Here is a 26,051-nt window from a genome sequence, read left to right as displayed (position 1 = left end):
TGATTAAATGAATTTTTAAATAGGATCTAAGATGGCACTTAGCACAATTTTTATCTTACTGATTTGCGGTATTTGTACCAATATGGTTTCTGCTATTTTTGGTATTGGCGGTGGGGTGTTGATGGTGCCAATTTTACGTACATTATTTCCTGAATTGCCGATTCAAGTTATTTCAGCTACATCACTTACCATAGTGATGTGTACTGCATTGATTAATTTATTATTTTTCCATAAGCAAAAAATTAAAATTGATTATATCAATATGATTTTATGGTCTATTGCGATGGTTATTGGCGTGCAAATTGGCTTTGAATTAAGTTTTTATTTTTCTACTGTGGTAATTAGTTTAATTTTTACGGTTAGTTTGAGTGCACTAGCAATTAAAACATTTTTAAACAGATCGAGAACACAAATAGAAGTGCCTAATATGTCTCCTATAGAACGAGCGAAAGGTAGCATTAGCTGTTGTGGCGGAGGATTAATTGCGGGTATTACAGGTATTGGAGGCGGATCTATCATTGCGCCCCTTGTCGGGCAATTAAAGGGGGTAAAAACGCAACAAATTGCCGTTTATACGAACTATATGATGATTATTGGCGGTATTGGTAATTTATATGGTTATCTCACAAGAGCCTTCCCTTATGATGTCAGCCTAAGTGGTCAATTAGGGTATGTAAATTTTCTTGTAGTTGGTGTCGTTACCTTGGGTTCATTTGGAATGAGTTTCTTCTCAATGAAATTGCGTGGATTAATGAATCCAGCTTTAACAAGAAAATTATTGGCGATTATCTTATTTTGTATTGCAGCCTATATGTGCATTTTGGAATTTGTATTCCATTAAATCGAATAAACTAGACCTAGTTATTCTAGGTCTATTTACTAATTAGCGTTTTCGCAATCTCTCTTGCTTGTGCATCAATTTCGAGTACATCATCAATATTTTGAATGGTATAAGGCGAAATTTTCTCAATTGTTTTCGAATTAATTTTTGCAATATCCATAAAACTAATTTGACGATCTAAAAATGCTTGTACGGCAATTTCATTAGCTGCATTCATTGCTGTTGTTGCATATTGACCCACAGCAAAGGCATCAATAGCCAGTTTTAAATTTGGATAACGATTAAAATCAGGTTCAATAAACGTCAGTTCTTTGACTTTAAAGAAATCGAGTGGTTCTACTCCAGCAAAAGTGCGGTGAGGATATGCCATAGTTTCTGCAATTGGTGTACGCATATCTGGATTTCCCATTTGAGCTATGACCGAGCCATCAACATACCGTACCATAGAATGGATAATAGATTGTGGGTGAATAATGACTTCCATTTCTTCCGCATTTGCGTTGAAAAGCCAGCGAGCCTCAATGTATTCCAAGCCCTTATTCATCATTGTGGCTGAATCGACAGAGATTTTTTTACCCATAGACCAATTAGGGTGTGTAATTGCTTGTTCTGGTGTGATGTTAGCGAACTGTTCGAGTGGTGTGTAACGAAATGGTCCGCCAGAACCAGTGAGTATAATGTTACTTACGCCTAATTCAGAAAGTGGGCAAAAACCAATTTTTTCTTGTGCTTCTGGGGGTAACGATTGAAAGATCGCATTATGTTCACTGTCTACTGGTAAAAGCTTCGCGCCATAGTTTTTTACGGCATCAATAAAAAGCTGTCCGCAGGTTACCAGTGATTCTTTATTTGCCAGTAATACCCGTTTACCCACTTTAACCGCTGAAAGAGTCGGTAACAATCCTGCTGCACCAACAATCGATGCCATTATCTGATCGGCATCAGGGTGTGCTGCGAGTTCACAAATAGCTCGTTGTCCTGCTAATACTTCTGTTGGAATATGATGTGCAATTAATTTTTCACGTAAAATTTTAGCCGCATTTACATTATCAAGAGCCGCAAAGTGCGGTCGGAATTTTATGCATTGTTCAAACATTGCTTCTACATTTTTTCCGCCTACGAGTGCAAATGCATGATATTTCTGAGGGTTATTTTCGATAACAGAAAGGGTACTTTTACCGATTGATCCCGTTGAACCAAGAATGACAATGTTTTGTTTTTGCATAGAATCTTTACCGCACTTTTGTTGATTATATTTTCATTGGTACGTCTAAATTCGCATACCTAATAAAATAAAGGCAGACAAAACTGTCTGCCTTTCGCATTTTTGATGATTAGAAATCCATTAATTCTTTTTCTTTATCCGCTAATACTTCATCTACTTTTTTAATGTAAATATCTGTGATTTTTTGGATTTCTTCTTCTGCTTTATGTTGTTCATTTTCGCTGATTTCTTTGTCTTTTAATAATGCTTTGATTTTATCATTCGCATCACGACGCACATTACGAACCGCAACTTTACCTTGTTCACCCTCGCCTTTCACAATTTTGATTAAATCACGACGGCGTTCTTCTGTTAATGGAGGAAGCGGAACGCGGATTGTTGTGCCAGCTGAAGATGGATTTAAACCTAAATCTGAGGTTAAAATTGCTTTTTCTACTGCAGAGATTAAAGAACGATCAAAAACAGTTACAGCTAAAGTACGTGCATCTTCTGCTACTACGTTTGCTAATTGGCGAAGTGGGGTCGCAGCACCATAATATTCAACTTGAATTGCATCGAGTAAACTTGGTTGTGCGCGACCGGTACGGATTTTTGAAATATGGCCTTTTAATGCTTCAAGGCTTTTTTCCATACGATCTTGAGCATCTTTTTTGATTTGGTTAAGCATTGCATTGTCCTTTTAATTGACGAAAGTTAAAACACAGTGATTTTACTGGATTTTTGTCAATTTTTGAATACATTTATCAGCTTGAAAACAGATAAAAAATGACCGCACTTCAGTTACCCAAAGTGCGGTTAATATTTTTAGTATTTTTAATTAAGCTTTAGGACCTGCTGCAATTAACGCTTTACCTTCTTCGTTAGTTGCATATTTAACAAAGTTTTTCACAAAACGACCAGCTAAGTCTTCAGCTTTTGATTGCCATTGTGCTTTATCTGCGTAAGTATCGCGAGGATCTAAGATAGCAGAATCTACACCTGGTAATGCTTTAGGAATTGCTAAGTTGAAGATTGGCAATTCGCCCATTTCAGCTTTTTCAATTGAGCCATCTAAGATTGCATCAATGATTCCGCGAGTATCTTTGATTGAGATACGTTTACCTGTACCATTCCAACCAGTATTCACTAAGTAAGCTTCAGCACCTGCTGCTTGCATACGTTTTACTAATACTTCAGCATATTGAGTTGGATGAAGGGTTAAGAATGCTGCACCGAAACATGCTGAGAAAGTTGGCGTTGGTTCAGTAATACCACGTTCAGTACCTGCTAATTTTGCAGTGAAACCTGATAAGAAGTAGTATTTAGTTTGTTCTGGTGTCAATTTAGATACTGGTGGTAATACGCCAAATGCATCTGCAGTTAAGAAAATAACTTTAGTTGCGTGACCTGCACGAGAAACTGGTTTTACAATATTATCGATGTGATAAATTGGGTAAGATACGCGAGTATTTTCTGTTTTTGAACCATCATCGAAATCAACAGAACCATCAGCACGAACAACCACGTTTTCTAATAATGCATCGCGGCGGATAGCGCGGTAAATATCTGGTTCATTTTCTTCTGAAAGATGAATGGTTTTCGCATAACAACCACCTTCAAAGTTAAAGATACCAACATCATCCCAACCGTGTTCATCATCTCCGATTAATTCACGTTTTGGATCGGTAGAAAGGGTTGTTTTACCTGTACCAGATAAACCGAAGAAGATTGCTACATCGCCATCTTTACCAACGTTAGCTGAACAGTGCATTGCACCTACACCTTTAAGTGGTAGGAAGTAGTTCATCATTGAGAACATACCTTTTTTCATTTCGCCGCCGTACCAAGTTCCACCGATTAATTGGATACGCTCAGTTAAGTTGAATGCAACAAAGTTTTCTGAATTTAAACCCTGTTCTTTCCAGTTTGGATTAGTGACTTTAGAACCGTTCATTACAACGAAATCTGGTTCAAAATTTTTGAGTTGTTCTTCAGTTGGGCGAATAAACATATTTTTTACAAAATGTGCTTGCCACGCTACTTCAGTGACAATACGCACTGCAATACGGTCGTGTTCGCTCGCACCACAGAAGCCATCAACTACAAATAAGCGTTTACGAGAAAGTTGGTTAGTTACCAAGTCTTTTAAGCTTTGCCAAGTAGCCTGGTTCATTGGCTTGTTGTCGTTTTTTGCTACTTCAGATGTCCACCAAACAGTATCTTTGGTTTTTTCATCTAACACGATATATTTATCTTTTGGAGAACGACCTGTGAAGATACCTGTATCTACTGCCACTGCACCAGTCGTAGTTAAAGTACCTTTTTCAAAGCCTTCTAAACCTGGTTTAGTTTCTTCTTCAAACAATTGCTCGTAGCTTGGATTGTAAACAACTTCTTTTACATCATAAATGCCAAGAGCTTCAAGTTCTTTTACCACTTTATTTAAGTCTGTCATAAGTCACCTCTAATATGTAAGATTAAAATTTAACTGTGGTTTATTCTAATGGATATCAATATAAAAAAATGTTAAGTAGATCTCATTTTTGAACATTTCTTTAAAAATTTTACCTCTTTTTAGTGATGTTGTAATATAGATCAAAAATCCCAACATTGTGTCGGGATTGTTTTTAAAGTCTTGTTGATTTTAATTTTTCAATCGCTTCTTTATTAAAGAAGTAGTGTGTGCCACAACACTCACATTGCATATCAATACTGCCTTTATGCTCGGCTAATATTTCATCAATTTCTTCATCAGAGATTAAAAGTAATGCTGAACCAGAACGCTCAGCAGAGCAGCCACAGAAAAATTGTACATCTTGTGCTGGATAAAGATTAACGGTTTCTTCGTGATATAAACGATAGAGTAACTCTTCTGCAGGGAGACCAAATAATTCTTCATCTTTTACTGTTGCTGCGAGCGTAGTTAAATGCTCAAAATCTTCTGATGTACCAGAACCATCAGGCATAATCTGTAATAACATCCCTGCTGCCACTGGCTTGCCGTCATATTCTCCAGTGCGAATAATTAATTGAGTTTTAAGCTGTTCTGAACGTACAAAATAATCTTCTAAGCATTCTGTGATCGTGGGTTTATCCAAGCTAATTATACCTTGATAGCGTTCGCCTTCTTTTGGTGCAATAGTAATGACCAATACGCCTTTACCAATCATATTATGTAGGTTCATATTTTCAGTGATGTCCCCATCCACTCGAGCAAGGGTGCGGATTTGTTGTTGATCATTGCCATTTACTAATGCTAAGCGTAATGGACCATCGCCTTGAATTTGTACGGTGATATTGCCGTCAAATTTTAGTGTGGCAGTAAGCAAATTAGTCGCCACCATCATTTCACCCAATAAATCCTGTACTGCTTTAGGATAATGATGGGTATTTAATGTATCAGTGAATGTTTTATTTAAGCGAACCCATTCCCCACGAACCGCACGATGTTGGAAAAGATAACGGTAAAGTTTGTCATTGTCTTGAGTATAGTCTTGTTGATTGGTCATTGAATATTCCTAATTGAAATAAAAAGTGCGGTGGTTTTTTCCGCACTTTTTGTCTTTGTCATTTTATTTAAGTGTTTTTGCTTATAACGGGCGGCATTTAGATGCTTGTAGGAGCCAATTTGATCTCTAAATTATAATATCAATTAAGCAAATCTTATTTTGGCTTCTGCAATAGCTTCGGCAACACGCAATGGCGATACGCCACCTTTTGCACAACGTTTGTCTAAGCAAGATTGGAGGGAAAGAATCTCGTAAACATCATCTCCCACTACTTCACTAAATTGGCGGAATTCAGGGATAGTCAGATCTTCTAATCCTTTGCTTTTCTCGATTGCATAAACCACTGTTTCGCCCACGATATGATGGGAATCTCGGAAAGGTACGCCCTTAGAAACTAAATAATCCGCTAATTCCGTTGCGTTTGAATAGCCTTTTAATGCAGCTTCACGAGTACGTTCAACATTTACTTTCAATTCATCTAATACGAACGTTGCCATATCCACACAGTTTTGCCAAGTATCTAAGGCATCAAAAATACCCTCTTTGTCTTCTTGCATATCTTTATTATACGCAAGTGGCAAGCCTTTTAAGGTAACTAGCATGCCTGTTAATGAGCCGATCACTCTGCCTGCTTTGCCTCGAATTAACTCGCACGCATCAGGATTTTTCTTTTGTGGCATTAATGATGAGCCAGAAGTCACGCGGTCGGATAGTTCTACGAAATTTGCCTCTCCGCTGTTAAAGATAATCATATCTTCAGCAAAGCGAGAAAGATGTGCCATACTAAGAGAAGCGATAGAAAGTAATTCTACGACATGATCGCGATCAGAGACGCTATCTAAGCTATTTCTAGTTGCGAAAGCAAAACCAAGATCGTGCGCAAGTGAATCACGATCTACAGCATAAGCCGTACCAGCCAAGGCACCACTACCAAGTGGGCAGGTATTCATTCGATTATAAGCATCTGTTAAACGTGAATAGTCGCGGTCGAACATTTCCACATATGCCATACACCAATGGGCAAAAGTGATTGGTTGAGCTCGTTGTAAATGGGTATAGCCAGGCATTACTGCTTGTTGTGTGTTTTCTGCGGTTTGAACTAAATGGCGTTGTAAATTACGCACGGATTCTTGTAATTCAATCACACGTTGTTTGCACCATAGTTTTATATCGACTGCCACTTGATCGTTACGGCTACGACCAGTATGTAATTTTTTACCAAGATTGCCTACTTTATCAATTAGCTTACTTTCAACCCAACTATGAATATCTTCAGCGTCATCTTGTAAAATTGCTTGCGGATTTGACCGCACTTCAACAAGTAGTTCATTTAGTGCTTGCTCAAGTTGATGTTGTTCTTCGATAGTTAATACATTGACTTTAACCAAGGCTTTGGACCAACCAATTGAGCCTTGAATATCCTGCTCAGCCAAACGGTAATCAAACCGTAATGAATCATTAAAATCTTTAAAACGTTTGTCTGCGGCTTGTGTAAAACGCCCACCCCAAAGTGCCATAATTCTTCCTTTTTATTTTCATTTTAATTATTCTACCATTATGTATAGTAGTAATATCCTATTGAATAATAAAACAAAATGGACAAAACCTCTCATTTTGTCCATTTTATCTATATTGGTGCTATTTATAGCGTTTTTGCCAAATTTTTGATAAAGGATTTAAATTCTTTACCTAATTTTTCGTGACGAATACCATATTCTACGAAAGCTTCCATATAGCCAATTTTATCGCCACAATCAAAAGTTTCCCCTGTCATATGAAATGCTTCAACGGTTTCTTTTTCAATTAGCATATCAATAGCATCGGTTAATTGAATTTCATCGCCAACACCAATTGGTGTTTTTTCCAACAAGTCCCAAATTGCTGCTGAAAAAACATAACGCCCAACCACAGCAAGATTTGATGGTGCGTCTTCAATAGAAGGTTTTTCAACAATACTATTAATTTTTGCACTTTCGCCGCCATTAAGCTCAATGCCACCACAATCTGCAACACCATAGCTACTCACATTTTCTTGCGGAACTGAGGTTACCATAATTTGGCTTGCGCCAGTTTCATTAAAGCGTTGAATCATTGCAGCAAGATTTTCTTTTTTCTGATCTGCACTAAATTCAGCTAATAATACATCTGGTAACATAACGGCAAAAGATTCATTTCCTACTAAAGGACGACCGCATAACACGGCGTGACCTAAGCCTTTCGCATTACCTTGACGAACGTGCATAATGGTTACATTTTTTGGACAGATAGAACGAACTTCTTCTAGAAGCTGACGCTTCACACGTTTTTCCAGCATCGTTTCTAATTCAAAAGATGTATCAAAATGGTTTTCGATAGCATTTTTTGATGAATGTGTTACCAGCACAATTTCTTTTATGCCAGCAGCTACACATTCATTTACCACGTATTGAATTAACGGTTTATCCACCAAAGTGAGCATTTCCTTCGGAATCGCCTTCGTGGCGGGCAACATACGTGTGCCAAGACCGGCGACAGGAATAATTGCTTTCATGTTATCATATCCATTGTTTAACTAAGAGGAGCCTGAATGGGGTTCATCTTTCGTTTGTTTAATTCGTTGGTAAATTTCTTCTCGGTGAACGGATACTTCTTTAGGCGCTTCAACACCGAGTTTAACTTGGTTTCCACGTACACTCAAAACCGTGATAGAAATATCATCTCCAATAAGTACACTTTCGCCAACTTTACGAGTTAAGATTAACATCTTTTATCTCCTTAGTTTGCATTTATTAGATATCCTATCAATCAAGGAACGGTTGGCATCCCACCAACCAGCTTGTACTACAGATTTTTGTTTAACCAGTCTTGTGCCACTTTAACAGCTTGTGCCACATTTTCTGGTTGGGAACCTCCTGCCATTGCCATATCTGGACGACCACCGCCTTTTCCTCCAACTTGTTGAGCCATTAAATTAACAAGTTCTCCAGCTTTTATTTTGGCGGTTAAATCATTTGTCACTCCAACGACGAGATTAACTTTTTCATCTAATATTGATGCAAATGCAATTACGCCTGATCCGAGTTGATTTTTTAAATCATCGACCATTACGCGTAATGATTTTGTTTCTATACCATCTAATTGTTGTGCAATAACAGAAACACCGTTGATTTTGACCGCACTTTTTACAAAATCAGAACCAGCTTGCATTGCTGCTTTTTCTTTTAGACCTTGTAATTCTTTTTCCACTTTCTTCGCTTTTTCTTGAAGTTGTTGGATTTTTTCCGCTAAAGTATTTACATCTGATTTTAATAAGTCCGCGCTTTGGGTCAGAATTCGTTGTTGATTATGTAACCATTCAATCGCATTTTCACCAGTCACAGCTTCAATACGACGAACGCCTGCAGCCACTGCGTTTTCAGTAATAATTTTAAATAGACCTATATCCCCAGTGCGTTTTGCGTGAATCCCACCACAAAGCTCAATTGAGAAATCGCCCATCGTTAATACACGAACCTTATCGCCATATTTTTCGCCAAAGAGAGCCATTGCTCCTTTCGCTTTTGCGGAATCAATATCCATAATATCCGTTTGAACAGGGAAGTTAGCACGGATTTTTTGGTTTACTAATGTTTCAATTTGAGTTAATTGTTCTTTTGTAATGGCTTCTGGTTGTGCAAAGTCAAAACGCAAGGCTTTATCTGAAACAAGTGAGCCTTTTTGCACAACATGTTGACCTAAAACTTGACGTAAAGCCGCGTGCAATAAGTGTGTCGCGGAGTGATTGAGCGATGTGTTATGGCGACGTTCCGCATCCACAATCGCATTCACAGTTTGCCCAACTTTCAAACTTCCTTGCGTTAATTCTCCAATGTGTCCAAATACTTGCCCATATTTTTGGGTATCTTTCACATTAAAGGTTACACCTTCTGCGCTTAAATATCCGCTATCGCCAATCTGACCACCTGATTCTGCATAAAATGGCGTATTTTCTAAAATAACGACTGCATTTTGACCTGCTTCGATACTTTCTACTGATTTTCCATCATAGAAAAGTGCGGTGATTTTTGCTTGAGATTCGACTTCAGTATAGCCTTCAAACTTAGTTTCGCCATCTACACGAATAACGCTGTTGTAGTCCACACCAAACTGGCTCGCTGCTTGAGCGCGAGTGCGTTGTGCTTCCATTTCACGGTCAAAGGCTTGTTCATCAATAGTGATATTGCGTTCACGACATACATCAGCCGTTAAATCCAATGGGAAACCATAAGTATCATAAAGTTTGAATGCAACTTCACCTGAAAGAATGCCATCTTTCACTTGAGAAAGGGCTTCATCTAATAAACTCAATCCACGTTCCAGTGTGCGAGCAAACTGTTCTTCTTCTAAACGTAATAGTTTTTCAACATTTGCTTGTTTGGCTTTTACATCTTTCCCAGCTTCAGCCATTACTTCAATTAGAGTTGGCACAAGTTTATAGAAAAAGGCTTCTTTGGCACCTAATAAGTGACCGTGACGAACTGCGCGGCGAATAATACGACGTAATACATAACCACGACCTTCATTTGATGGAATAACGCCATCGGCGATTAAATATGCACAAGAACGAATATGGTCAGCAATAACATGTAATGATTTATTACTTAAATCTTTTGTACCTACAACTTCAGCCGTTTTAGCGATTAATGTTTTGAAAATATCAATCTCGTAGTTTGAATTAACGTGTTGCAATACAGCAGAAATACGCTCTAAGCCCATACCAGTGTCAACTGATGGACGTGGTAATTTTTCCATTGTGCCATCGGCTAAACGGTTGAATTGCATGAACACAACGTTCCAGATTTCGATATAACGGTCGCCATCTTCTTCTGGAGAACCCGGAGGGCCACCCCAAATATGATCGCCGTGATCGTAGAAAATTTCAGTACAAGGACCGCAAGGACCCGTATCGCCCATTGCCCAGAAATTGTCTGATGCGTAAGGCGCGCCTTTATTGTCACCAATGCGAATAATACGTTCTGCAGACACACCGACTTCTTTATTCCAGATATTGTAGGCTTCGTCGTCGGTTTCATATACTGTTACCCAGAGTTTTTCTTTAGGTAAACCAAGCCATTGTGGAGAAGTTAAATATTCCCAAGCAAAATTAATGGCATCCTGTTTAAAGTAATCGCCAAAACTGAAGTTTCCGAGCATTTCAAAGAAAGTATGGTGACGTGCGGTATAGCCAACATTTTCTAAGTCGTTATGCTTACCACCAGCACGTACGCAACGTTGCGCAGTGGTCGCTCTAGAATAAGGGCGTTTATCCATTCCAAGGAATACATCCTTAAATTGGTTCATCCCCGCATTTGTGAAAAGCAAAGTCGGATCATTTTCCGGCACAAGTGAGCTACTCTCAACTACTTGGTGGCCTTTGCTATGGAAAAAATCAAGGAATGATTGTCTTATTTCTGCTGTTGTTTTCATTAAAAAGAATCCTTGTTACCCATAATAAAATAAAAACTAAATCGCCTTATTTTTGCATATTTTTGAAATTTATAAAAAGGCTTTTTGCCAAAACCCCAAAATAAAACCGCACTTCACGACGCTATTTGAGAAGTGCGGTTAAAATTTAAGTTATTTCAGATTATTCAAAAAAAAATTTCTTGTTAATTATTCATCTCTAAGCGGAACAACCAACATATCAATTTTAATCGTATTCATCACTTGACGTGTTGAAGACATTAACTTACTCCAAAAATCCTGATGATGTCCCGTCACTAATAAATCCACATCATATTGTTCGATGGCATCACTTAAAACTTGTCCTAAATCGCCGCTGCCACTCAATTTTTCTGAAATTGGATAATCCTCACTTTCAGCTAAATATAATAAAGCTTTTTGTGTTTCTGTGGAAATCCTGTCTTGCATTGAAGACATATTTACATCAATCAATCCAGTATAAAGATCCGAGAAGTTCACATCAACGTGGATGATAGAAAGTTTTGCGTCGTGGCGTTTGGCAATTCCAACTGCTTTTTTAAGTAAAACTAGACTTTCTTCAGAAAGATCTACTGCCACTAAAATGTGTTTGTACATAATCGACTCCTTAACTGATTGGTTCGGTTTTTAACTGGTTCTAATGCTAACATTTTGAGCAATAAAAAACTGTGTACTAGATCACAATTTAAACATTTTTATTAAAAATTCATTAAATTTTCAATATCTGCAATTTCTTTAGGGGCTGCTGCAGTTAGGATTTTATTACCGTATTCAGTCATCAGTAAATTGTCCTCAATGCGCACACCAATGCCTTTGTATTGCTCTGGCACATCAGCATCTTCTGAAATATAAATACCTGGCTCAACGGTAATTACCATACCGATTTCGAGTATCCGTTGCTTATCTTGTCCATAACTGCCCACATCATGCACATCTAAACCGAGCCAGTGCCCTAATCCGTGCATATAAAATTGTCGATAAGCTTGTTGTTCAATAAGTGTATCCACATCTCCTTTCAAGATGCCTAAATCCACTAATCCTTGGGTTTTAATACGAATAACTTCATCATTGGCTTGCTTGATGGAATTGCCCGGTATAAGTAACTCAATCGCCCGTTTTTGTGCTTTTAAAACTAACTCGTAAATTTCACGTTGAGGCTGACTAAATTTTCCATTTACAGGAAAAGTGCGGGTAATATCGCCCGCATACATAGCAAATTCGCAACCAGCATCAATCAGCACTAAATCCCCATCATTTAGTGGGCGATCATTTTCTGTGTAGTGCAAAATACAGGCGTTATTTCCTCCTGCAACAATGGAATTGTAAGAAGGAAATCTTGCGCAATGGCGATTAAATTCATACAAAATTTCGCTTTCAATTTCATATTCAAAGCGATTTGGACGTATTGTTTTCATCGCTTTAATATGCCCAAGTGCCGTAATTTGCCCCGCTTGTTGCATTAAGCGGATTTCATTCGGCGATTTTATAAGGCGCATTTCGCTAAGCATTGGTCGCCAATCTAAAATCTCGTTAAAACTTACCGCACTTTCTGTCACTAATTTATCGCCCCAAGTATGAATTTCTGGCACATAGTAAAGTGCGGTCAAATTTTTCAGTATTTTTGGCAGTACGGTATTAAATTCTTCAATAGAATAGGCTTCATTTACATTAAGTTGTTGTGGTGCAAGCTCAACACCTAATCGGCGACCATTCCAAGTTTCAAGTAACGGATCACGTGGACGGAGAAAAATAATGGCTTTTTCAGTTTGTTCTGTTTTTAGTAATAGCAGCGCAGCATTCGGTTCATTAAAGCCTGTTAAATACCAAAAATAGCTGTCTTGACGGAAAGGATAGGTACAATCATTATTACGGCGTTTTTCGATTTCAGAAAAAAGCAATAATGCCGAATTAGGTTGCATTTGAGTGAATATTCGTGTGCGGCGTTCCTCAAATTCTTCTTTAGGCAATTCAGCCATATAAGCCAATTCCATCCTAGATCTCCTTAATGTAATACAGGTTTGCTCTCAATTTCTCCTTCGTTGAAATGAGAATAGAACAACATTGCAATGGTGCGAACATATTCAATGATTTCCTCTAGTGCTTCCGCTAGTTCTTCTTCGTTATCGTCTTCATCGTAACCAAGTTGGCAAATATCTTGTAAATCATCAACCGCTTCGCCAATTTCGCCTTTTTCTTTTGCTAATTCAGGTTGTGCTAAGCCAAGACCAAGTAAGAACTGGTTTGCCCAGTCAGATAAACTATCCGCTTGTGTAAAGACATTTTCATCTTCGGTTAAACCAAGTTCAAAGGTAAAGCCTTCAACATCTAATAAGGTTTGACTAATTTTTTCATAAAGTTCTGTAACGGGTTGAACTAATGCTGTTGGGTAAGCGTGATTATCATTGCTGAATTGATATAAGAGCGGTAGCCAACTTTGATCTTTTAAGCCACCACAAAGTAAACCACTTAAAAAACCGTGTAGTTCTGTTGCATTAAAGCCGATTCCAGCAGATTTAAGTTGTTGGTTAAGGTCGGAATAAGAAATAAGCATAATAGATTTCCTGAGTAAATTTGAAATTAGTGTAAACCTTTGTAAATAAAAAAGCCATTGCTTGACCAATTAAATTAGATTAAGGGGCTGGTGGTGTATTACCGCTTTTAACGCTAGAAATGAACCTAATTTATAGATCTTATAATGACATTTTTATTATAAATAATGGCTTATTTAAATTTAAACTCCGTCCAATGATAATATTGCTCGCCTGCTTTTTGAATTCCGCCGTAATTTTGCCATTCAGGATGATTAGGGGTGTCGGGTAAGCATTGAGTTTCTAATGCTATGCCAGAAAAATCGGTATATAATTCGCCATTTCTCGTTGGTGTACCTGCAAGATAATTACCCGTATAAACCTGCAATGCAGCTTGCGAGGTTCTTACTTCCAAACTTAAATCGCCAGCTGGAGAGGTTAGTAACACACAAGGCTTTTGCCAAGCTTTATTGACAATAAAGGAATGATCGTAACCTTTTGTTGCTTGCTGATCCCCTTGTAAAAAATCTTGCTTGATGGGTTTAGCAATACGGAAGTCAAAACTTGTATTCACCACGTGCTTTAATGGAGAATTAGGAATCCCCTCATTATCTACAGGCAGATAAAAATCAGCATTTAAACGTAATATATGTTCACGCACGTCACTGCCTTGCTCTGCATTTTCTAAATTGAAATAAGCATGATTCGTTAAGTTCAATGCAGTATCCTTATCACAAATCCCTGCATATTCAATTTTTACGCTATTATCATCTGTTAGCGTATAGGTTACAGACACATCCACATTACCAGGAAAACCCTGATCGCCATGCTCTGAATGTAATGAAAAACACACAAAATTCTCACCGCACTCTTGAATTTTCCAACGACGTTTATCAAAACCCTCTCCACCATGAAGCTGGTGCTTTCCTTGATTACTACTTAATTTAATAAGTTCGCCATTCAATTCAAATTGTGCATTTGCAATACGATTTGCATAACGCCCTACGCTTGTGCCTAAATAGCTTTGATGAGTGGGATAATTCTCTACCTTACAACCCAATAAAACCTCGCGTAATGTGTCATTTACTGGCACTTTACAAGAAAGCCAAGTTGCGCCCCAATCCAGAAATTGAATACGCATCCCATTTTCATTTTGCAGGGTTATAAGCTGATAAGGTGCACCATCAGGCGCATTAAAAGTGGTTTGTTCTAACATCATTTTCTCTTAAATCACTCGAACACCTTGTGATGCGGTACACACATAAAAAGTTTCTTTTAAACCTGTGGTTTTCTCGTAATTATCCGCAATAATTTTACGAACTGCATCGACTTTATCATGCGGCGCAAGTGCAACAATACAGCCACCAAAACCGCCGCCCGTCATACGCGCACCGCCATTTTTGCCAATAACAAGTTGAGCCAATTCAACTAAATAATCAATTTGTGGCACGGTGATTTCAAAATCATCACGCATTGAATCATGAGATTCCCCCATTAACTCACCTAAACGAGTCAAATCATTCTTCTTCAATGCTTCTACTGCATCGAGTACTCGTTGATTTTCTGTTACGACATGACGAGCGCGTTTTGCTGCTAACGGAGAAAGTGCGGTCAATTCTGCTTCTCTTTTTTGGAATTGCTCAACTGAAACATCTCGTAATGCTTTCACGCCAAAAAATTTTGCTGCCTCTTCACATTGCTGACGGCGAGTATTGTATTCGCCCGTTACCAAATCGTGTGGTACGTTTGAATTCACAATAATCACAGCGACATCTTGTGGCACGGGTGTTGGCGTGGTTTCAAGACTACGACAATCGATCATCAGTAAATGATTTTCCTGCCCAAGCGCAGAAATTAACTGATCCATATTGCCACAATTTGCTCCAACAAATTGGTTTTCAGCCTTTTGCCCATTCAATGCAATATCCGTATGAGAAAGTGGTAAATCGCCAAGTTGTTGGCAGAATTTACCCACCGCAATTTCTAACGCTGCAGATGAACTTAATCCTGAAGAAAGCGGCACATTTCCAGAAATCACTAAATTTGCACCTTGTTGAAAATCTGGGTAATGTTCTTGGATAAATTTTACCACCCCACGCACATAATTAGCCCATTTGTGTTCACTCTTAGGAATTTCAATATTGAGAGAAAATTCATCAGTTTCATCAAGATCTGCAGCATAAACATTCCAAATATGATCATCTCGTTTTGTACCAGAAACGGCCGTACCAAAATTAATTGCGCAAGGCATAACAAAGCCGTCGTTGTAGTCGGTATGTTCGCCGATGATATTTACTCTGCCAGGTGCATAGACGGTAATTTCTGGCAAATTTTTATGCTGTCTATTGAAAATTTGTTGAGCATTTTGGATTGGGGTCATATTTCTATCCTTTATATTAAATCTATACTCGATCTACACCACTCTTTGCTAAAGCTAAAGAGGGGAACTGACTATATTATTTAGTTCTTTCTTTATAATGAACTTCACTCAAAGCACGTAATCGCTCTGCAGCCTGTTCCGCCGTTAAATCGCGTTGGTTTTCGCCTAACATTTCATATCCCACCATAAATTTACGCACGGTTGCTGAACGCAAAAGAGGAGGGTAAAAATGAGCATGTAGCTGCCAATGTTCGTTATCTTCGCCATTAAACGGTGCCGCATGAAATCCCATTGAATATGGGAAAGAGGTTTCAAAGAGATTGTCGTATTTGGTCGTCAATTTTTTCAAAATAACCGCAAGATCTTTTGATTGTTCGTCACTTAATTCAGTTAAACGTTTTACATGAGTTTTTGGTAAAAGCAATGTTTCAAATGGCCAAATAGCCCAATAAGGCACTAAAGCGACCCAATGTTCAGTTTCAACGACAATACGTTCTTTCAACGCCAATTCTCGTTTTACATAATCAACCAACATTACTGAGCCATGTTTTAGCAAATAATCACGTTGTGTACGATCTTCACGAGCAACTTCATTTGGCAAGAAACTATTCGCCCAAATTTGACCATGTGGATGTGGGTTGGAACACCCCATTGCTGCCCCTTTGTTTTCAAAAATTTGCACCCATTGGTATTTCGCACCAAGTTCACGAAGTTGTTCCTGCCATACTTTAATCACTTCTTCAATCTCAAGTGCGGTCAATAATGGCAATGTTTTACTATGATCGGGAGAGAAACAAATGACTCGACTTTCCCCACGAGCTTGAGAACTTTGGAAAAGAGGATCGGAGGATTTTTCAGGGGCTGGCGTATCTTCTAAAAGCGCGGAAAAATCATTTTTAAACACATAAGGTTTACGATAATCTAGATTTAATTCCCCTGTAATACGCTTATTACTCGGGCAAAGATAACAAGTTGGATCATAACTTGGTTTTTGTTCTTCATTGACTTTTTCCTGTTGCCCTTGCCACGGGCGTTTGGCACGATGTGGCGAAACTAAAACCCATTGATCGATTAACGGATTGTAGCGACGATGTGGATGTTCTGTAGGTTCAAAAAGTGCGGTCATTTTGACTCCTGTTTTATCAATGTAAACGATTACATTAATTTATACTAAATTATTGTAAATAAACCGTGATCTTTGTCACAAAATAAGAAAATAAGCAAAATTTTTTATGATTTAGTTCATACTTATGAAAGTAACCGCTTTCAATTTATCGTAAATTATTTATGATCAAAATATAAGATTTATAGATTATAACAAGGAAAAAGTTATGAGTACTATTCGAGATGTCGCTAAATTAGCCAATGTATCTGTCGCTACCGTATCCCGAGTATTAAATCACTCTCTTTCTGTTAGTGAAAATACACGCCTTGCGGTGGAACAAGCTATTGCACAGTTAGCTTATCAACCTAATGCAAATGCTCAAGCCCTTGCCGTGCAAAACACCGATACAATTGGCGTGGTGGTAACCGATGTGACGGATGCTTTTTTTGCGATTTTAGTGAAAGCGGTGGATAAAGTAGCAGAAGCGCATCAAAAAACGATTCTTATCGGTATTGGTTATCATCATGCAGAAAAAGAGCGGGAAGCAATCAATACCTTATTACGCAAGCGTTGTAGTTCTCTTGTTGTACATTCTAAAGCCTTATCTGATGACGAATTAAGCCATTATTTAAATACTGTGCAAGGAATGGTAATCATTAACCGTGTTATTAAAGGTTATGAACATCGTTGTGTCAGTTTAGATAACCAAAAAGGCACTTATTTAGCCACGGAAATGCTTATTCGTTATGGGCATCAACATATTGCATATATCGGTTCAAATCACGCCATTTTTGATGAAGTTGAAAGAAGAAATGGTTATCTTGCCGCATTAAAAGATCACAATTATCCCATCATTGAACAGGCGATAACACTCAATAGCCCAGACTTTGAAGGCGGCGAAAAAGCAATGATTGATTTACTTAGTTATAACAAAAATCTTACGGCTGTCGTTGCTTATAACGATTCAATGGCGGCGGGAGCCATTTCAGTTCTCAATGAAAACAATATCAGCGTACCAAGCCAATTTTCAATTATTGGTTTTGATGATATGCCGATTGCCCGTTATTTGATCCCAAAACTAACCACAATTCGCTATCCTATTGATTTAATGGCAACTTATGCGGCTAAATTAGCATTAAGTCTAACTGACGAGAAAATAATTACACCTCCAGTAGTTCAATTTAACCCTACTTTGGTACGCCGTTTTTCGGTGGAATCGCGCTAATTTGTGACATGGATCACAAATTCATAATTTTTTATGTAATCATTTTCATTTTTGCAAATTTGCTCATAGATTAATTACGATAATTTATTTATGATGTGCACAACCTTATCTATCCACATCAACCTTCCAAATAGGAGTGTTATTATGAAAAAAACAGCCGTGTTAAGTACCGTCGCTTTCGCTATTGCATTAGGTTCAGCATCTGCAAGTTTTGCTGCAGATAATCGTATTGGGGTCACGATTTATAAATATGATGATAACTTTATGTCTTTAATGCGCAAAGAAATTGATAAAGAAGCTAAAGTAGTCGGTGGCATTAAACTCTTAATGAATGACTCTCAAAATGCACAATCTATTCAAAATGACCAAGTTGATGTCTTACTCTCTAAAGGCGTGAAAGCACTTGCGATTAACTTGGTGGATCCAGCAGCAGCTCCAACTATTATTGGCAAGGCAAAATCAGATAATATTCCCGTCGTATTCTTTAACAAAGACCCTGGTGCAAAAGCTATCGGTTCTTATGAACAGGCTTACTATGTAGGTACTGATCCAAAAGAATCAGGCTTAATTCAAGGGGATTTAATTGCAAAACAATGGAAAGCGAATCCAGCTCTTGACTTAAATAAAGATGGCAAAATCCAATTTGTATTATTAAAAGGCGAACCTGGTCACCCAGATGCGGAAGTGCGTACAAAATATGTTATAGAAGAACTTAATGCGAAAGGTATCCAAACTGAACAATTATTTATTGATACTGGTATGTGGGATGCTGCAATGGCGAAAGATAAAGTAGATGCTTGGTTATCTAGCTCTAAAGCGAACGACATTGAAGTCATTATTTCTAACAACGATGGTATGGCATTAGGTGCGTTAGAAGCAACAAAAGCACACGGTAAAAAATTACCTATCTTTGGTGTGGATGCGTTACCAGAAGCATTACAATTGATTAATAAAGGCGAACTTGCGGGTACAGTATTAAACGATAGTGTAAACCAAGGTAAAGCAGTTGTTCAATTATCTAACAATTTAGCACAAGGTAAATCTGCAACTGAAGGCACAAAATGGGAATTAAAAGATCGTGTTGTACGCATTCCTTATGTTGGTGTGGATAAAGACAACTTAGGTGACTTCTTAAAATAATTTCCCATCAATTTTTGTTGTAATCTAAGGGGAAGTGGATCTTCCCCTTTTTAAAGAGGTTGGATATGACAGCTCAAACTCAATGTAAAGACAGCCAAGTGCTGCTCACAATGACCAATGTCTGCAAGTCCTTTCCAGGCGTAAAAGCTTTAGATAACGCCAACTTAACGGTTCGATCACATTCTGTTCATGCCTTAATGGGCGAGAACGGTGCGGGCAAATCTACATTACTAAAATGTTTATTCGGTATTTATGCCAAAGATGAAGGCGAAATTCTTTTCTTAGGCGAACCCGTCAATTTCAAAACATCTAAAGAAGCCCTTGAAAATGGTATTTCAATGGTGCACCAAGAACTCAACCTCGTGCGCCAAACTAGCGTAATGGATAATTTATGGCTTGGACGCTATCCACTTAAAGGTCCTTTTGTTGATCACGCCAAAATGTACCGTGATACTAAAGCGATTTTTGATGAATTGGATATTGATGTAGATCCGAAAGAAAAAGTCGCCAAACTTTCAGTTTCTCAAATGCAGATGATCGAAATTGCGAAGGCGTTCTCGTATAACGCTAAAATCGTAATCATGGATGAACCAACATCCTCGCTTTCTGAAAAAGAAGTTGAGCATCTGTTTAAAATTATCGACAAATTAAAACAACGCGGTTGCGGCATTATTTATATTTCTCACAAAATGGATGAAATCTTCAAAATCTGTGATGAAATTACTATTTTACGCGACGGTAAATGGATCAACACGGTAAACGTGAAAGAATCTACAATGGAACAAATTGTTGGAATGATGGTAGGGCGTGAATTAACACAGCGTTTCCCTGAAAAAACCAACGTGCCAAAAGAAGTTATTTTGCAGGTGGAAAATCTTACCGCTAAAAATCAACCATCCATTCAAGACGTATCTTTTGAATTACGCAAAGGTGAAATTCTCGGTATTGCAGGACTTGTGGGGGCTAAACGTACCGATATCGTTGAAGCTATTTTTGGCGTACGTGAATTAATCGAAGGAACGATTAAGTTACACGGAAAAACTGTGAAAAATCATACCGCACTTGAAGCGATTAATAATGGCTTTGCATTGGTTACTGAAGAGCGTCGTTCAACGGGGATTTATTCTAATTTAAGTATTGAGTTTAATTCATTGATTTCAAATATGAAATCTTATCTCACTCCGTGGAAATTACTTAGCACGAAGAAGATGAAAAGTGATACCCAGTGGGTAATTGATTCAATGAATGTTAAAACACCATCACACAGAACTACAATTGGTTCTCTTTCTGGTGGTAACCAACAAAAAGTCATTATTGGTCGTTGGCTTTTAACTCAACCTGAAATTTTGATGCTAGATGAGCCGACTCGTGGTATCGATATTGGGGCAAAATTTGAAATTTACCAACTTATTCAAGAACTCGCTAAAAAAGATAAAGGCATTATTATGATTTCATCAGAAATGCCAGAATTACTGGGTGTGACTGATCGCATTTTAGTAATGAGTAACGGTAAATTAGCAGGTATCGTTGAAAGCGCAAAAACATCGCAAGAAGAAATTTTGCAACTCGCGGCAAAATATTTATAAACATAAGGAATGAATTATGAGTGCCTTAGAAAAAAACAAATCCTTTGATCTCTTAAAACAAAATGCGATTTATTTTGTGTTATTGATTTTGCTCGGCATCATCATTGCACAAGATCCGACATTCTTAAATTTAGTCAATTTCAGTAACATCTTAACCCAATCTTCTGTACGTTTAATTATTGCTTTAGGGGTTGCGGGTTTATTGATTACACAAGGGACTGACTTATCTGCAGGTCGTCAAGTTGGTTTGGCTGCAGTTATCTCTGCAACAATGTTGCAATCAATGGAAAATATTAACCGCGTGTTCCCTGAAATGGGACAAATACCAATTCCAGTGGTTATTCTCGCAGTTTGTGCTATCGGTGCAGTAATTGGTTTAGTGAATGGTTTAGTTATCGCTTACTTAAATGTAACTCCATTCATCGCAACCATGGGTACAATGATCATCATATATGGTTTCAACTCACTATACTATGATGCTGTAGGTGGTTCTCCAATCGCAGGTTTTAGTGAAAATTTCTCAACATTTGCTCAAGGATTCTTCCGAGTCGGCAGCTTTAAACTCTCTTACATCACGATTTATGCAGCTATTGCAGCATTATTAGTATGGATTATGTGGAACAAAACTCGTTTCGGTAAAAACGTATTTGCTATCGGTGGTAACCCAGAAGCAGCTAAAGTATCTGGTGTAAACGTTGCACGTAACTTAGTTGCAATCTATATGATTGCAGGTATGTTCTATGCCTTTGGTGGTATGCTTGAAGCGGGTCGTATCGGTTCTGCAACTAACAACTTAGGTTTTATGTATGAATTAGATGCTATCGCCGCTTGCGTAGTGGGTGGTGTATCTTTTGCTGGTGGGGTAGGTACAGTAATTGGTGTTATCACTGGGGTTATTATCTTTACTGTTATCAACTACGGTTTAACTTACATCGGTGTAAACCCTTACTGGCAATACATCATTAAAGGTAGCATTATCATTCTAGCGGTAGCCATTGACTCGTTAAAATATGCGAAGAAAAAATAAAGCTGACGCAATCTTAATAAAATGAATGAAAAGTGGGCAAATTTGTCCACTTTTGTTTTATCTATTCAATTCTGAATTAAGGATATTTATGCAATAATCGGCAAACCCTGTATAATTGCGCCACCATTTTCATAGAGAGAAAAAAATGCTAATTAACTTTACACAAGTATTGCAAGACAGTTGGAATTTCTTCCGTAATCAGAAAAAAATTATGCTGCAATTTGTCGCAATTTTATTTATTGTGCAAAGTGCGAGTGCACTTTTAAGTTTTTCAGTTAATGATGAAAATAAAAATGATGTATTAAATCTCGCCAATACAGATATCACAAGTTTTATCTTTTCAGTTGCAATCACTCAAATTTTAACGAGCTTTATTGCAGCTTGGGGATTAACCTCAATCCATAAAATTAGCCTACAAAATTACCGCACTTTAGGTGAAACCTTCTCACTTACCTTGCGTCGTTTTGCAGGCGTAATTCTGTTAGATCTATTAATGGTTGCACCAATGTTACTTGGGCTTGGTGAAGCCTTTGCTGCATTACTCACAAAAAAATCGCCCTCTATTATGTCACTTATCGCGATGCTTGTTGGCGTTTGGTTCTTTGTCCGTTTAAATTTAACGGTAGTACATTATCTTTCTACTCAAGAGGCACTTTCGCAAACTATCCGAAAAATTTGGATGCGAGGAAATACTCGAAAAGGCGTATTGTTTATTTACACCCTACTGGTTTATTTTCTCGTGCCAATTCTTATTTTCCAATTAAGCGCATTTTCCAATAATGCTGTATTTGATATGGTAATAGGCATTTTCACCGCATTACTTAATATTTTCATGCTAGTAGTGACTTATCGTTTCTACAGCTTATTTATGAAGGATTAATCAATATGAAACAACTCCTTGACTTTATCCCTTTAATTTTATTTTTTATCACTTACAAACTCGGTGGTGTACGTGAAGCAGCCATCGTATTAGTGGTTGCAACAATTTTGCAGATCGTGATTTTAAAATGGAAATACGGAATGGTTGAAAAACAACAAAAAATTATGGCAAGTGCGGTCGTTTTTTTTGGACTTTTAACCGCTTACTTTAATGAAATCCGCTATTTGCAATGGAAAGTGACAATTATCAATGGCTTATTTGCTATTGTTTTGCTCGTCGCACAATTTCAATTTAAAACCCCATTAATCAAAAAGTTACTTGGTAAAGAGCTACAATTGCCCGAAAAGGCTTGGAATACATTGAATTTTGGTTGGGCAATATTCTTTATTATTTGTATGTTGGTAAATATTTATATCAGCCATAATATGTCGGAAGAGGCTTGGGTTGATTTCAAATCTTTCGGAATTATTGGTATGACAGTGATTGCAACCATTATTTCGGGAGTTTATATTTATCGTTATTTGCCTAAAGATGGCTCAAATTCAAAAGACGGAGAGAAATAATGTCTGCCAATTTTACTGATAAAAATGGTCGCCAATCAAAAGGAGTTCTTTTACTACGAACTTTGGCGATGCCTTCTGACACCAATGCTAACGGAGATATTTTTGGTGGCTGGATTATGTCTCAAATGGATATGGGCGGCGCGATTTTAGCGAAAGAAATCGCACACGGACGCGTGGTTACTGTTGCCGTTGAAAGTATGAATTTTATCAAACCAATCTCTGTGGGCGATGTTGTTTGTTGCTACGGTGAATGTCTCAAAGTTGGGCGTTCTTCCATTAAAATTAAAGTAGAAGTATGGGTAAAAAAAGTGGCGAGTGAGCCAATTGGCGAACGTTATTGTGTCACCGATGCGGTATTTACTTTTGTTGCAGTTGATAATAATGGTCGCTCTCGCACGATTCCCCGTGAAAATAACCAAGAGTTAGAAAAAGCATTAGCCTTAATTTCAGAACAACCCTTGTAAATAAAAGGAAATCATTATGTACTATGTTATTTTTGCCCAAGATATTCCCAATACGTTAGAAAAGCGTCTTGCCGTACGCGAGCAACACTTGGCTCGTTTAAAACAACTTCAAGCGGAAAATCGCTTACTGACAGCAGGCCCAAATCCTGCAATTGATGATGAAAATCCGAGTGAAGCTGGTTTTACAGGTTCAACCGTTATTGCTCAATTTGAAAATCTACAAGCGGCAAAAGACTGGGCTGCACAAGATCCTTATGTAGAAGCTGGCGTATATGCGGATGTTATTGTAAAGCCGTTTAAAAAAGTCTTTTAATTTAAATAACGTAATATGAAAAAAGTCGCCTTAATTTCTCTTTGTATTTTTACCGCACTTTCTGCTTTTGCCGATTCGCCTAATACGGCAACAGCATCAATCAATCTTGAGCAAGAGAAACAAAACTGGGCGTCAATACAGCATCAAGACTACTTAAAACGTCTAAAACAACGTGAAGTCTTTTTGCAAGTTGAAGGTTTGCTAAAAAGTGCGGTAAAAAAACAGCAATTTTCTGAAGCGACTCAAAATATCACAAAAAACTTAATAGGTTTATTGCAAGGCTATCCTTTGCAATACGATTTACTAGCACGCTTTTGGGAAACTAAAATCGCTTTTTTAAAAAGTGATGACATTCAAGGCAAACAACAAGCAATAAATGAACTGAATGCATTAGTGCAACAAAATTACCCTTTTGTAACGCCAGCATTTCAAGCCTTATTACAAAAGCTATCCACTTTAAACGAACAGCAAACATCAGCAACGTCGGATAATGCTAAAGAAAATAACACGAATCAAAAAGAACAAAATCAAGTAGAAAATCCTAAACAACTTGCTGAAATTGTAAGAAAAAACGATCCTAACACTTTAGATAAAACCGTATTAATTGATGCTTTCCCACGTTATCTTAAAACGTTACCTGAACAAATGAATAACCCAAATTTTGAATCTTATCAAAAATGGGCAAATACTTGGCAGCTTTCAGAGGATGAAATTAAACAGTGGAAAGTCGCTTTTTTAAATCGTTTTTTTGATAATGAAAACGCTGATTTTCAAAAATGGCGTGATGAACAAATCCAACAATTAAAAACTGATAATCTAACCGAGCGCCGTTTACGAATGGCAATTTGGCAAAAAACTGAATTAACCTCTTGGCTGAATTTGCTTTCTGCTGAATCAAAAAGTAAGCAAGAATGGCGTTACTGGGAAGCGAAACAAGATATATCAAAAAATACAGAAAAACTGACCGCACTTTCCAAAGAGCGTGGCTTTTATCCAATGTTAGCGGCAATACAATTAAAACAAATATATCAACTGAATGTCCCTGTCGCGCCAAGTTTTACTCAAGCTGAACAATTTCCTTTTAAGCAAGTTTTTGCAATGATTACAGAATTAAGAGAACTTGGACGAAATGGTTTAGCAAAACAACGTTGGCGAATTATGCTGGATAATGCGGATTTCATAACTCAGCTAAAACTTGCACAATATGCCAAAAATCAGCAATGGTTTGAATTAGCTGTTGATGCTTCTATTGTGGCAAAAGCGTGGGATTATCTGTCCCTTCGTCTGCCAAATGCTTATTCTGAATACTTCAATGCAGCATTGCAAAATTTGAATGTCAGCAAAACTTTTGCTATGGCAATCGCTCGTCAAGAAAGTGCTTGGAATCCAATGGCACAATCTTCAGCAAATGCGCGGGGCTTAATGCAACTTCTGCCAAGCACGGCAAAATTGACTGCAGAGAATAATCAACTACCTTATCAAGGCGAACAAGATTTATTTAAACCATTAAATAATATTTCGCTCGGCACAGCACATCTGAATGAACTCAATGGAAAATATCCTAATAATCGAATATTGATTGCAGCTGCTTACAATGCAGGGGCAAATCGAGTAGAAAAATGGTTAGCACGATCTAATGGAAAATTAGCATTAGACGAATTTGTCGCATCTATTCCTTTTTATGAAACTCGTGGTTATGTGCAAAATGTCGTCGCTTATGATTTTTACTACCAAATTTTACAAAACAAAGCACGCCCAAAAACTTTTCGCCATGAAGAATGGGATCGGCTATACTAAACATACTAGTTTAATAGTATAAGGTGATC

At 37.7% G+C, this 26,051-nt stretch carries 24 protein-coding genes; 10 read left to right on the top strand and 14 right to left on the bottom strand.

Going from position 1 to position 26,051, the window contains the following annotated elements; genetic code table 11:
• Positions 1-31: 31 nt before the first annotated feature.
• Positions 32-841, top strand: coding sequence for a sulfite exporter TauE/SafE family protein (locus tag ACPT8Q_RS00680; protein ID WP_050948734.1), 810 nt, complete (start codon positions 32-34; stop codon positions 839-841).
• Between the two features lie 31 nt (positions 842-872).
• Here the strand turns inward: ACPT8Q_RS00680 and ispC are convergent, their stop codons facing one another.
• The 14 genes from ispC to galT form a co-directional block, all read right to left on the bottom strand.
• A complete protein-coding gene (gene ispC / locus ACPT8Q_RS00675; RefSeq protein WP_050948733.1) occupies positions 873-2,066 on the bottom strand; it encodes a 1-deoxy-D-xylulose-5-phosphate reductoisomerase in 1,194 nt (397 codons plus the stop codon).
• A 109-nt stretch (positions 2,067-2,175) separates the two neighbouring features.
• Positions 2,176-2,733 (bottom strand): ribosome recycling factor, encoded by a 558-nt coding sequence (gene frr / locus ACPT8Q_RS00670; RefSeq protein ID WP_005632773.1) that lies wholly within the window; start codon positions 2,731-2,733, stop codon positions 2,176-2,178.
• A gap of 150 nt (positions 2,734-2,883) precedes the next feature.
• A complete protein-coding gene (gene pckA / locus ACPT8Q_RS00665) occupies positions 2,884-4,500 on the bottom strand; it encodes a phosphoenolpyruvate carboxykinase (ATP) (RefSeq protein ID WP_032824375.1) in 1,617 nt (538 codons plus the stop codon).
• Positions 4,501-4,672: 172 nt separating this feature from the next.
• Positions 4,673-5,554: an Hsp33 family molecular chaperone HslO gene (gene hslO, locus ACPT8Q_RS00660; protein WP_050948732.1), complete on the bottom strand. Its 882-nt coding sequence runs from the start codon at positions 5,552-5,554 to the stop codon at positions 4,673-4,675.
• Positions 5,555-5,697: 143 nt separating this feature from the next.
• The gene (gene argH, locus ACPT8Q_RS00655; protein ID WP_050948731.1) at positions 5,698-7,071 is read right to left on the bottom strand and encodes an argininosuccinate lyase; all 1,374 of its coding nucleotides are present in this window, start codon (positions 7,069-7,071) and stop codon (positions 5,698-5,700) included.
• Positions 7,072-7,196: 125 nt separating this feature from the next.
• Positions 7,197-8,084, bottom strand: a complete 888-nt coding sequence (gene galU, locus ACPT8Q_RS00650) for a UTP--glucose-1-phosphate uridylyltransferase GalU (RefSeq protein WP_005632779.1) — start codon at positions 8,082-8,084, stop codon at positions 7,197-7,199.
• 21 nt (positions 8,085-8,105) lie between these two features.
• Positions 8,106-8,297, bottom strand: coding sequence for a carbon storage regulator CsrA (gene csrA, locus ACPT8Q_RS00645; protein WP_050822941.1), 192 nt, complete (start codon positions 8,295-8,297; stop codon positions 8,106-8,108).
• A gap of 77 nt (positions 8,298-8,374) precedes the next feature.
• Positions 8,375-10,999, bottom strand: coding sequence for an alanine--tRNA ligase (gene alaS / locus ACPT8Q_RS00640; RefSeq protein WP_050948730.1), 2,625 nt, complete (start codon positions 10,997-10,999; stop codon positions 8,375-8,377).
• A 186-nt stretch (positions 11,000-11,185) separates the two neighbouring features.
• Complete coding sequence (gene uspA, locus ACPT8Q_RS00635; protein WP_050948729.1) at positions 11,186-11,611, bottom strand: universal stress protein UspA; 426 nt, start codon at positions 11,609-11,611, stop codon at positions 11,186-11,188.
• 101 nt (positions 11,612-11,712) lie between these two features.
• On the bottom strand, positions 11,713-13,005 hold the full coding sequence (pepP, locus tag ACPT8Q_RS00630; RefSeq protein WP_061671292.1) for a Xaa-Pro aminopeptidase: 1,293 nt from the start codon (positions 13,003-13,005) through the stop codon (positions 11,713-11,715).
• An 11-nt stretch (positions 13,006-13,016) separates the two neighbouring features.
• Entirely contained in the window at positions 13,017-13,565 is a 549-nt protein-coding gene (locus tag ACPT8Q_RS00625; protein ID WP_061671291.1) for a YecA family protein, read from the bottom strand.
• 170 nt (positions 13,566-13,735) lie between these two features.
• Positions 13,736-14,758 (bottom strand): galactose-1-epimerase, encoded by a 1,023-nt coding sequence (gene galM, locus ACPT8Q_RS00620; protein ID WP_061671290.1) that lies wholly within the window; start codon positions 14,756-14,758, stop codon positions 13,736-13,738.
• Between the two features lie 9 nt (positions 14,759-14,767).
• The gene (gene galK, locus ACPT8Q_RS00615; RefSeq protein WP_061671289.1) at positions 14,768-15,922 is read right to left on the bottom strand and encodes a galactokinase; all 1,155 of its coding nucleotides are present in this window, start codon (positions 15,920-15,922) and stop codon (positions 14,768-14,770) included.
• 76 nt (positions 15,923-15,998) lie between these two features.
• Positions 15,999-17,048 (bottom strand): galactose-1-phosphate uridylyltransferase, encoded by a 1,050-nt coding sequence (gene galT, locus ACPT8Q_RS00610; RefSeq protein WP_061671288.1) that lies wholly within the window; start codon positions 17,046-17,048, stop codon positions 15,999-16,001.
• A gap of 205 nt (positions 17,049-17,253) precedes the next feature.
• Between galT and ACPT8Q_RS00605 the strand changes: the two genes are divergently transcribed.
• The 9 genes from ACPT8Q_RS00605 to ACPT8Q_RS00565 all read left to right on the top strand — a co-directional run bounded on the left by ACPT8Q_RS00605 (position 17,254) and on the right by ACPT8Q_RS00565 (position 26,022).
• Positions 17,254-18,252 carry a substrate-binding domain-containing protein gene (locus ACPT8Q_RS00605; RefSeq protein ID WP_005652428.1) on the top strand — a complete coding sequence of 333 codons (999 nt, stop codon included), beginning with the start codon at positions 17,254-17,256 and terminating at the stop codon, positions 18,250-18,252.
• Positions 18,253-18,396: 144 nt separating this feature from the next.
• Positions 18,397-19,392: a galactose/glucose ABC transporter substrate-binding protein MglB gene (gene mglB / locus ACPT8Q_RS00600; RefSeq protein WP_005655633.1), complete on the top strand. Its 996-nt coding sequence runs from the start codon at positions 18,397-18,399 to the stop codon at positions 19,390-19,392.
• A 65-nt stretch (positions 19,393-19,457) separates the two neighbouring features.
• Positions 19,458-20,978, top strand: coding sequence for a galactose/methyl galactoside ABC transporter ATP-binding protein MglA (gene mglA, locus ACPT8Q_RS00595; RefSeq protein ID WP_061671287.1), 1,521 nt, complete (start codon positions 19,458-19,460; stop codon positions 20,976-20,978).
• A gap of 16 nt (positions 20,979-20,994) precedes the next feature.
• Positions 20,995-22,005 (top strand): galactose/methyl galactoside ABC transporter permease MglC, encoded by a 1,011-nt coding sequence (gene mglC, locus ACPT8Q_RS00590; RefSeq protein ID WP_005652434.1) that lies wholly within the window; start codon positions 20,995-20,997, stop codon positions 22,003-22,005.
• Positions 22,006-22,150: 145 nt separating this feature from the next.
• Positions 22,151-22,885 (top strand): hypothetical protein, encoded by a 735-nt coding sequence (locus tag ACPT8Q_RS00585; protein WP_005648352.1) that lies wholly within the window; start codon positions 22,151-22,153, stop codon positions 22,883-22,885.
• A 5-nt stretch (positions 22,886-22,890) separates the two neighbouring features.
• Positions 22,891-23,448 (top strand): septation protein A, encoded by a 558-nt coding sequence (locus ACPT8Q_RS00580; RefSeq protein ID WP_005655641.1) that lies wholly within the window; start codon positions 22,891-22,893, stop codon positions 23,446-23,448.
• Positions 23,448-23,912 carry an acyl-CoA thioester hydrolase YciA gene (gene yciA / locus ACPT8Q_RS00575; RefSeq protein ID WP_005652441.1) on the top strand — a complete coding sequence of 155 codons (465 nt, stop codon included), beginning with the start codon at positions 23,448-23,450 and terminating at the stop codon, positions 23,910-23,912. Before ACPT8Q_RS00580 ends, yciA begins: the two co-directional genes overlap by 1 nt.
• 16 nt (positions 23,913-23,928) lie before the next feature.
• Positions 23,929-24,225, top strand: coding sequence for a YciI family protein (locus ACPT8Q_RS00570; RefSeq protein ID WP_005648344.1), 297 nt, complete (start codon positions 23,929-23,931; stop codon positions 24,223-24,225).
• Between the two features lie 15 nt (positions 24,226-24,240).
• On the top strand, positions 24,241-26,022 hold the full coding sequence (locus ACPT8Q_RS00565) for a transglycosylase SLT domain-containing protein (protein ID WP_061671286.1): 1,782 nt from the start codon (positions 24,241-24,243) through the stop codon (positions 26,020-26,022).
• Positions 26,023-26,051: the final 29 nt, after the last annotated feature.

The sequence above is a fragment of the Haemophilus sp. HN_Hi10 genome, assembly GCF_049821985.1.
Taxonomy (GTDB): domain Bacteria; phylum Pseudomonadota; class Gammaproteobacteria; order Enterobacterales; family Pasteurellaceae; genus Haemophilus; species Haemophilus influenzae_D.
The sequence above is the reverse complement of the archived record's forward strand: the minus strand, read 5'-3'. Positions and strand labels throughout refer to the sequence as shown.

Bases quoted from the DNA above. Each gene is read 5' to 3' on its own strand.
- yciA (WP_005652441.1), top strand. From the start codon at position 23,448: ATGTCTGCCAATTTTACTGATAAAAATGGTCGCCAATCAAAAGGAGTT.
- ACPT8Q_RS00565 (WP_061671286.1), top strand. From the start codon at position 24,241: ATGAAAAAAGTCGCCTTAATTTCTCTTTGTATTTTTACCGCACTTTCT.
- ACPT8Q_RS00680 (WP_050948734.1), top strand. From the start codon at position 32: ATGGCACTTAGCACAATTTTTATCTTACTGATTTGCGGTATTTGTACC.
- ACPT8Q_RS00580 (WP_005655641.1), top strand. From the start codon at position 22,891: ATGAAACAACTCCTTGACTTTATCCCTTTAATTTTATTTTTTATCACT.
- ACPT8Q_RS00605 (WP_005652428.1), top strand. From the start codon at position 17,254: ATGAGTACTATTCGAGATGTCGCTAAATTAGCCAATGTATCTGTCGCT.
- ACPT8Q_RS00585 (WP_005648352.1), top strand. From the start codon at position 22,151: ATGCTAATTAACTTTACACAAGTATTGCAAGACAGTTGGAATTTCTTC.
- argH (WP_050948731.1), bottom strand. From the start codon at position 7,071: ATGGCACTTTGGGGTGGGCGTTTTACACAAGCCGCAGACAAACGTTTT.
- ACPT8Q_RS00625 (WP_061671291.1), bottom strand. From the start codon at position 13,565: ATGCTTATTTCTTATTCCGACCTTAACCAACAACTTAAATCTGCTGGA.
- ACPT8Q_RS00570 (WP_005648344.1), top strand. From the start codon at position 23,929: ATGTACTATGTTATTTTTGCCCAAGATATTCCCAATACGTTAGAAAAG.
- csrA (WP_050822941.1), bottom strand. From the start codon at position 8,297: ATGTTAATCTTAACTCGTAAAGTTGGCGAAAGTGTACTTATTGGAGAT.
- galU (WP_005632779.1), bottom strand. From the start codon at position 8,084: ATGAAAGCAATTATTCCTGTCGCCGGTCTTGGCACACGTATGTTGCCC.
- galK (WP_061671289.1), bottom strand. From the start codon at position 15,922: ATGACCCCAATCCAAAATGCTCAACAAATTTTCAATAGACAGCATAAA.
- hslO (WP_050948732.1), bottom strand. From the start codon at position 5,554: ATGACCAATCAACAAGACTATACTCAAGACAATGACAAACTTTACCGT.
- frr (WP_005632773.1), bottom strand. From the start codon at position 2,733: ATGCTTAACCAAATCAAAAAAGATGCTCAAGATCGTATGGAAAAAAGC.
- alaS (WP_050948730.1), bottom strand. From the start codon at position 10,999: ATGAAAACAACAGCAGAAATAAGACAATCATTCCTTGATTTTTTCCAT.
- galM (WP_061671290.1), bottom strand. From the start codon at position 14,758: ATGTTAGAACAAACCACTTTTAATGCGCCTGATGGTGCACCTTATCAG.
- pepP (WP_061671292.1), bottom strand. From the start codon at position 13,005: ATGGAATTGGCTTATATGGCTGAATTGCCTAAAGAAGAATTTGAGGAA.
- galT (WP_061671288.1), bottom strand. From the start codon at position 17,048: ATGACCGCACTTTTTGAACCTACAGAACATCCACATCGTCGCTACAAT.
- pckA (WP_032824375.1), bottom strand. From the start codon at position 4,500: ATGACAGACTTAAATAAAGTGGTAAAAGAACTTGAAGCTCTTGGCATT.
- uspA (WP_050948729.1), bottom strand. From the start codon at position 11,611: ATGTACAAACACATTTTAGTGGCAGTAGATCTTTCTGAAGAAAGTCTA.
- ispC (WP_050948733.1), bottom strand. From the start codon at position 2,066: ATGCAAAAACAAAACATTGTCATTCTTGGTTCAACGGGATCAATCGGT.
- mglB (WP_005655633.1), top strand. From the start codon at position 18,397: ATGAAAAAAACAGCCGTGTTAAGTACCGTCGCTTTCGCTATTGCATTA.
- mglA (WP_061671287.1), top strand. From the start codon at position 19,458: ATGACAGCTCAAACTCAATGTAAAGACAGCCAAGTGCTGCTCACAATG.
- mglC (WP_005652434.1), top strand. From the start codon at position 20,995: ATGAGTGCCTTAGAAAAAAACAAATCCTTTGATCTCTTAAAACAAAAT.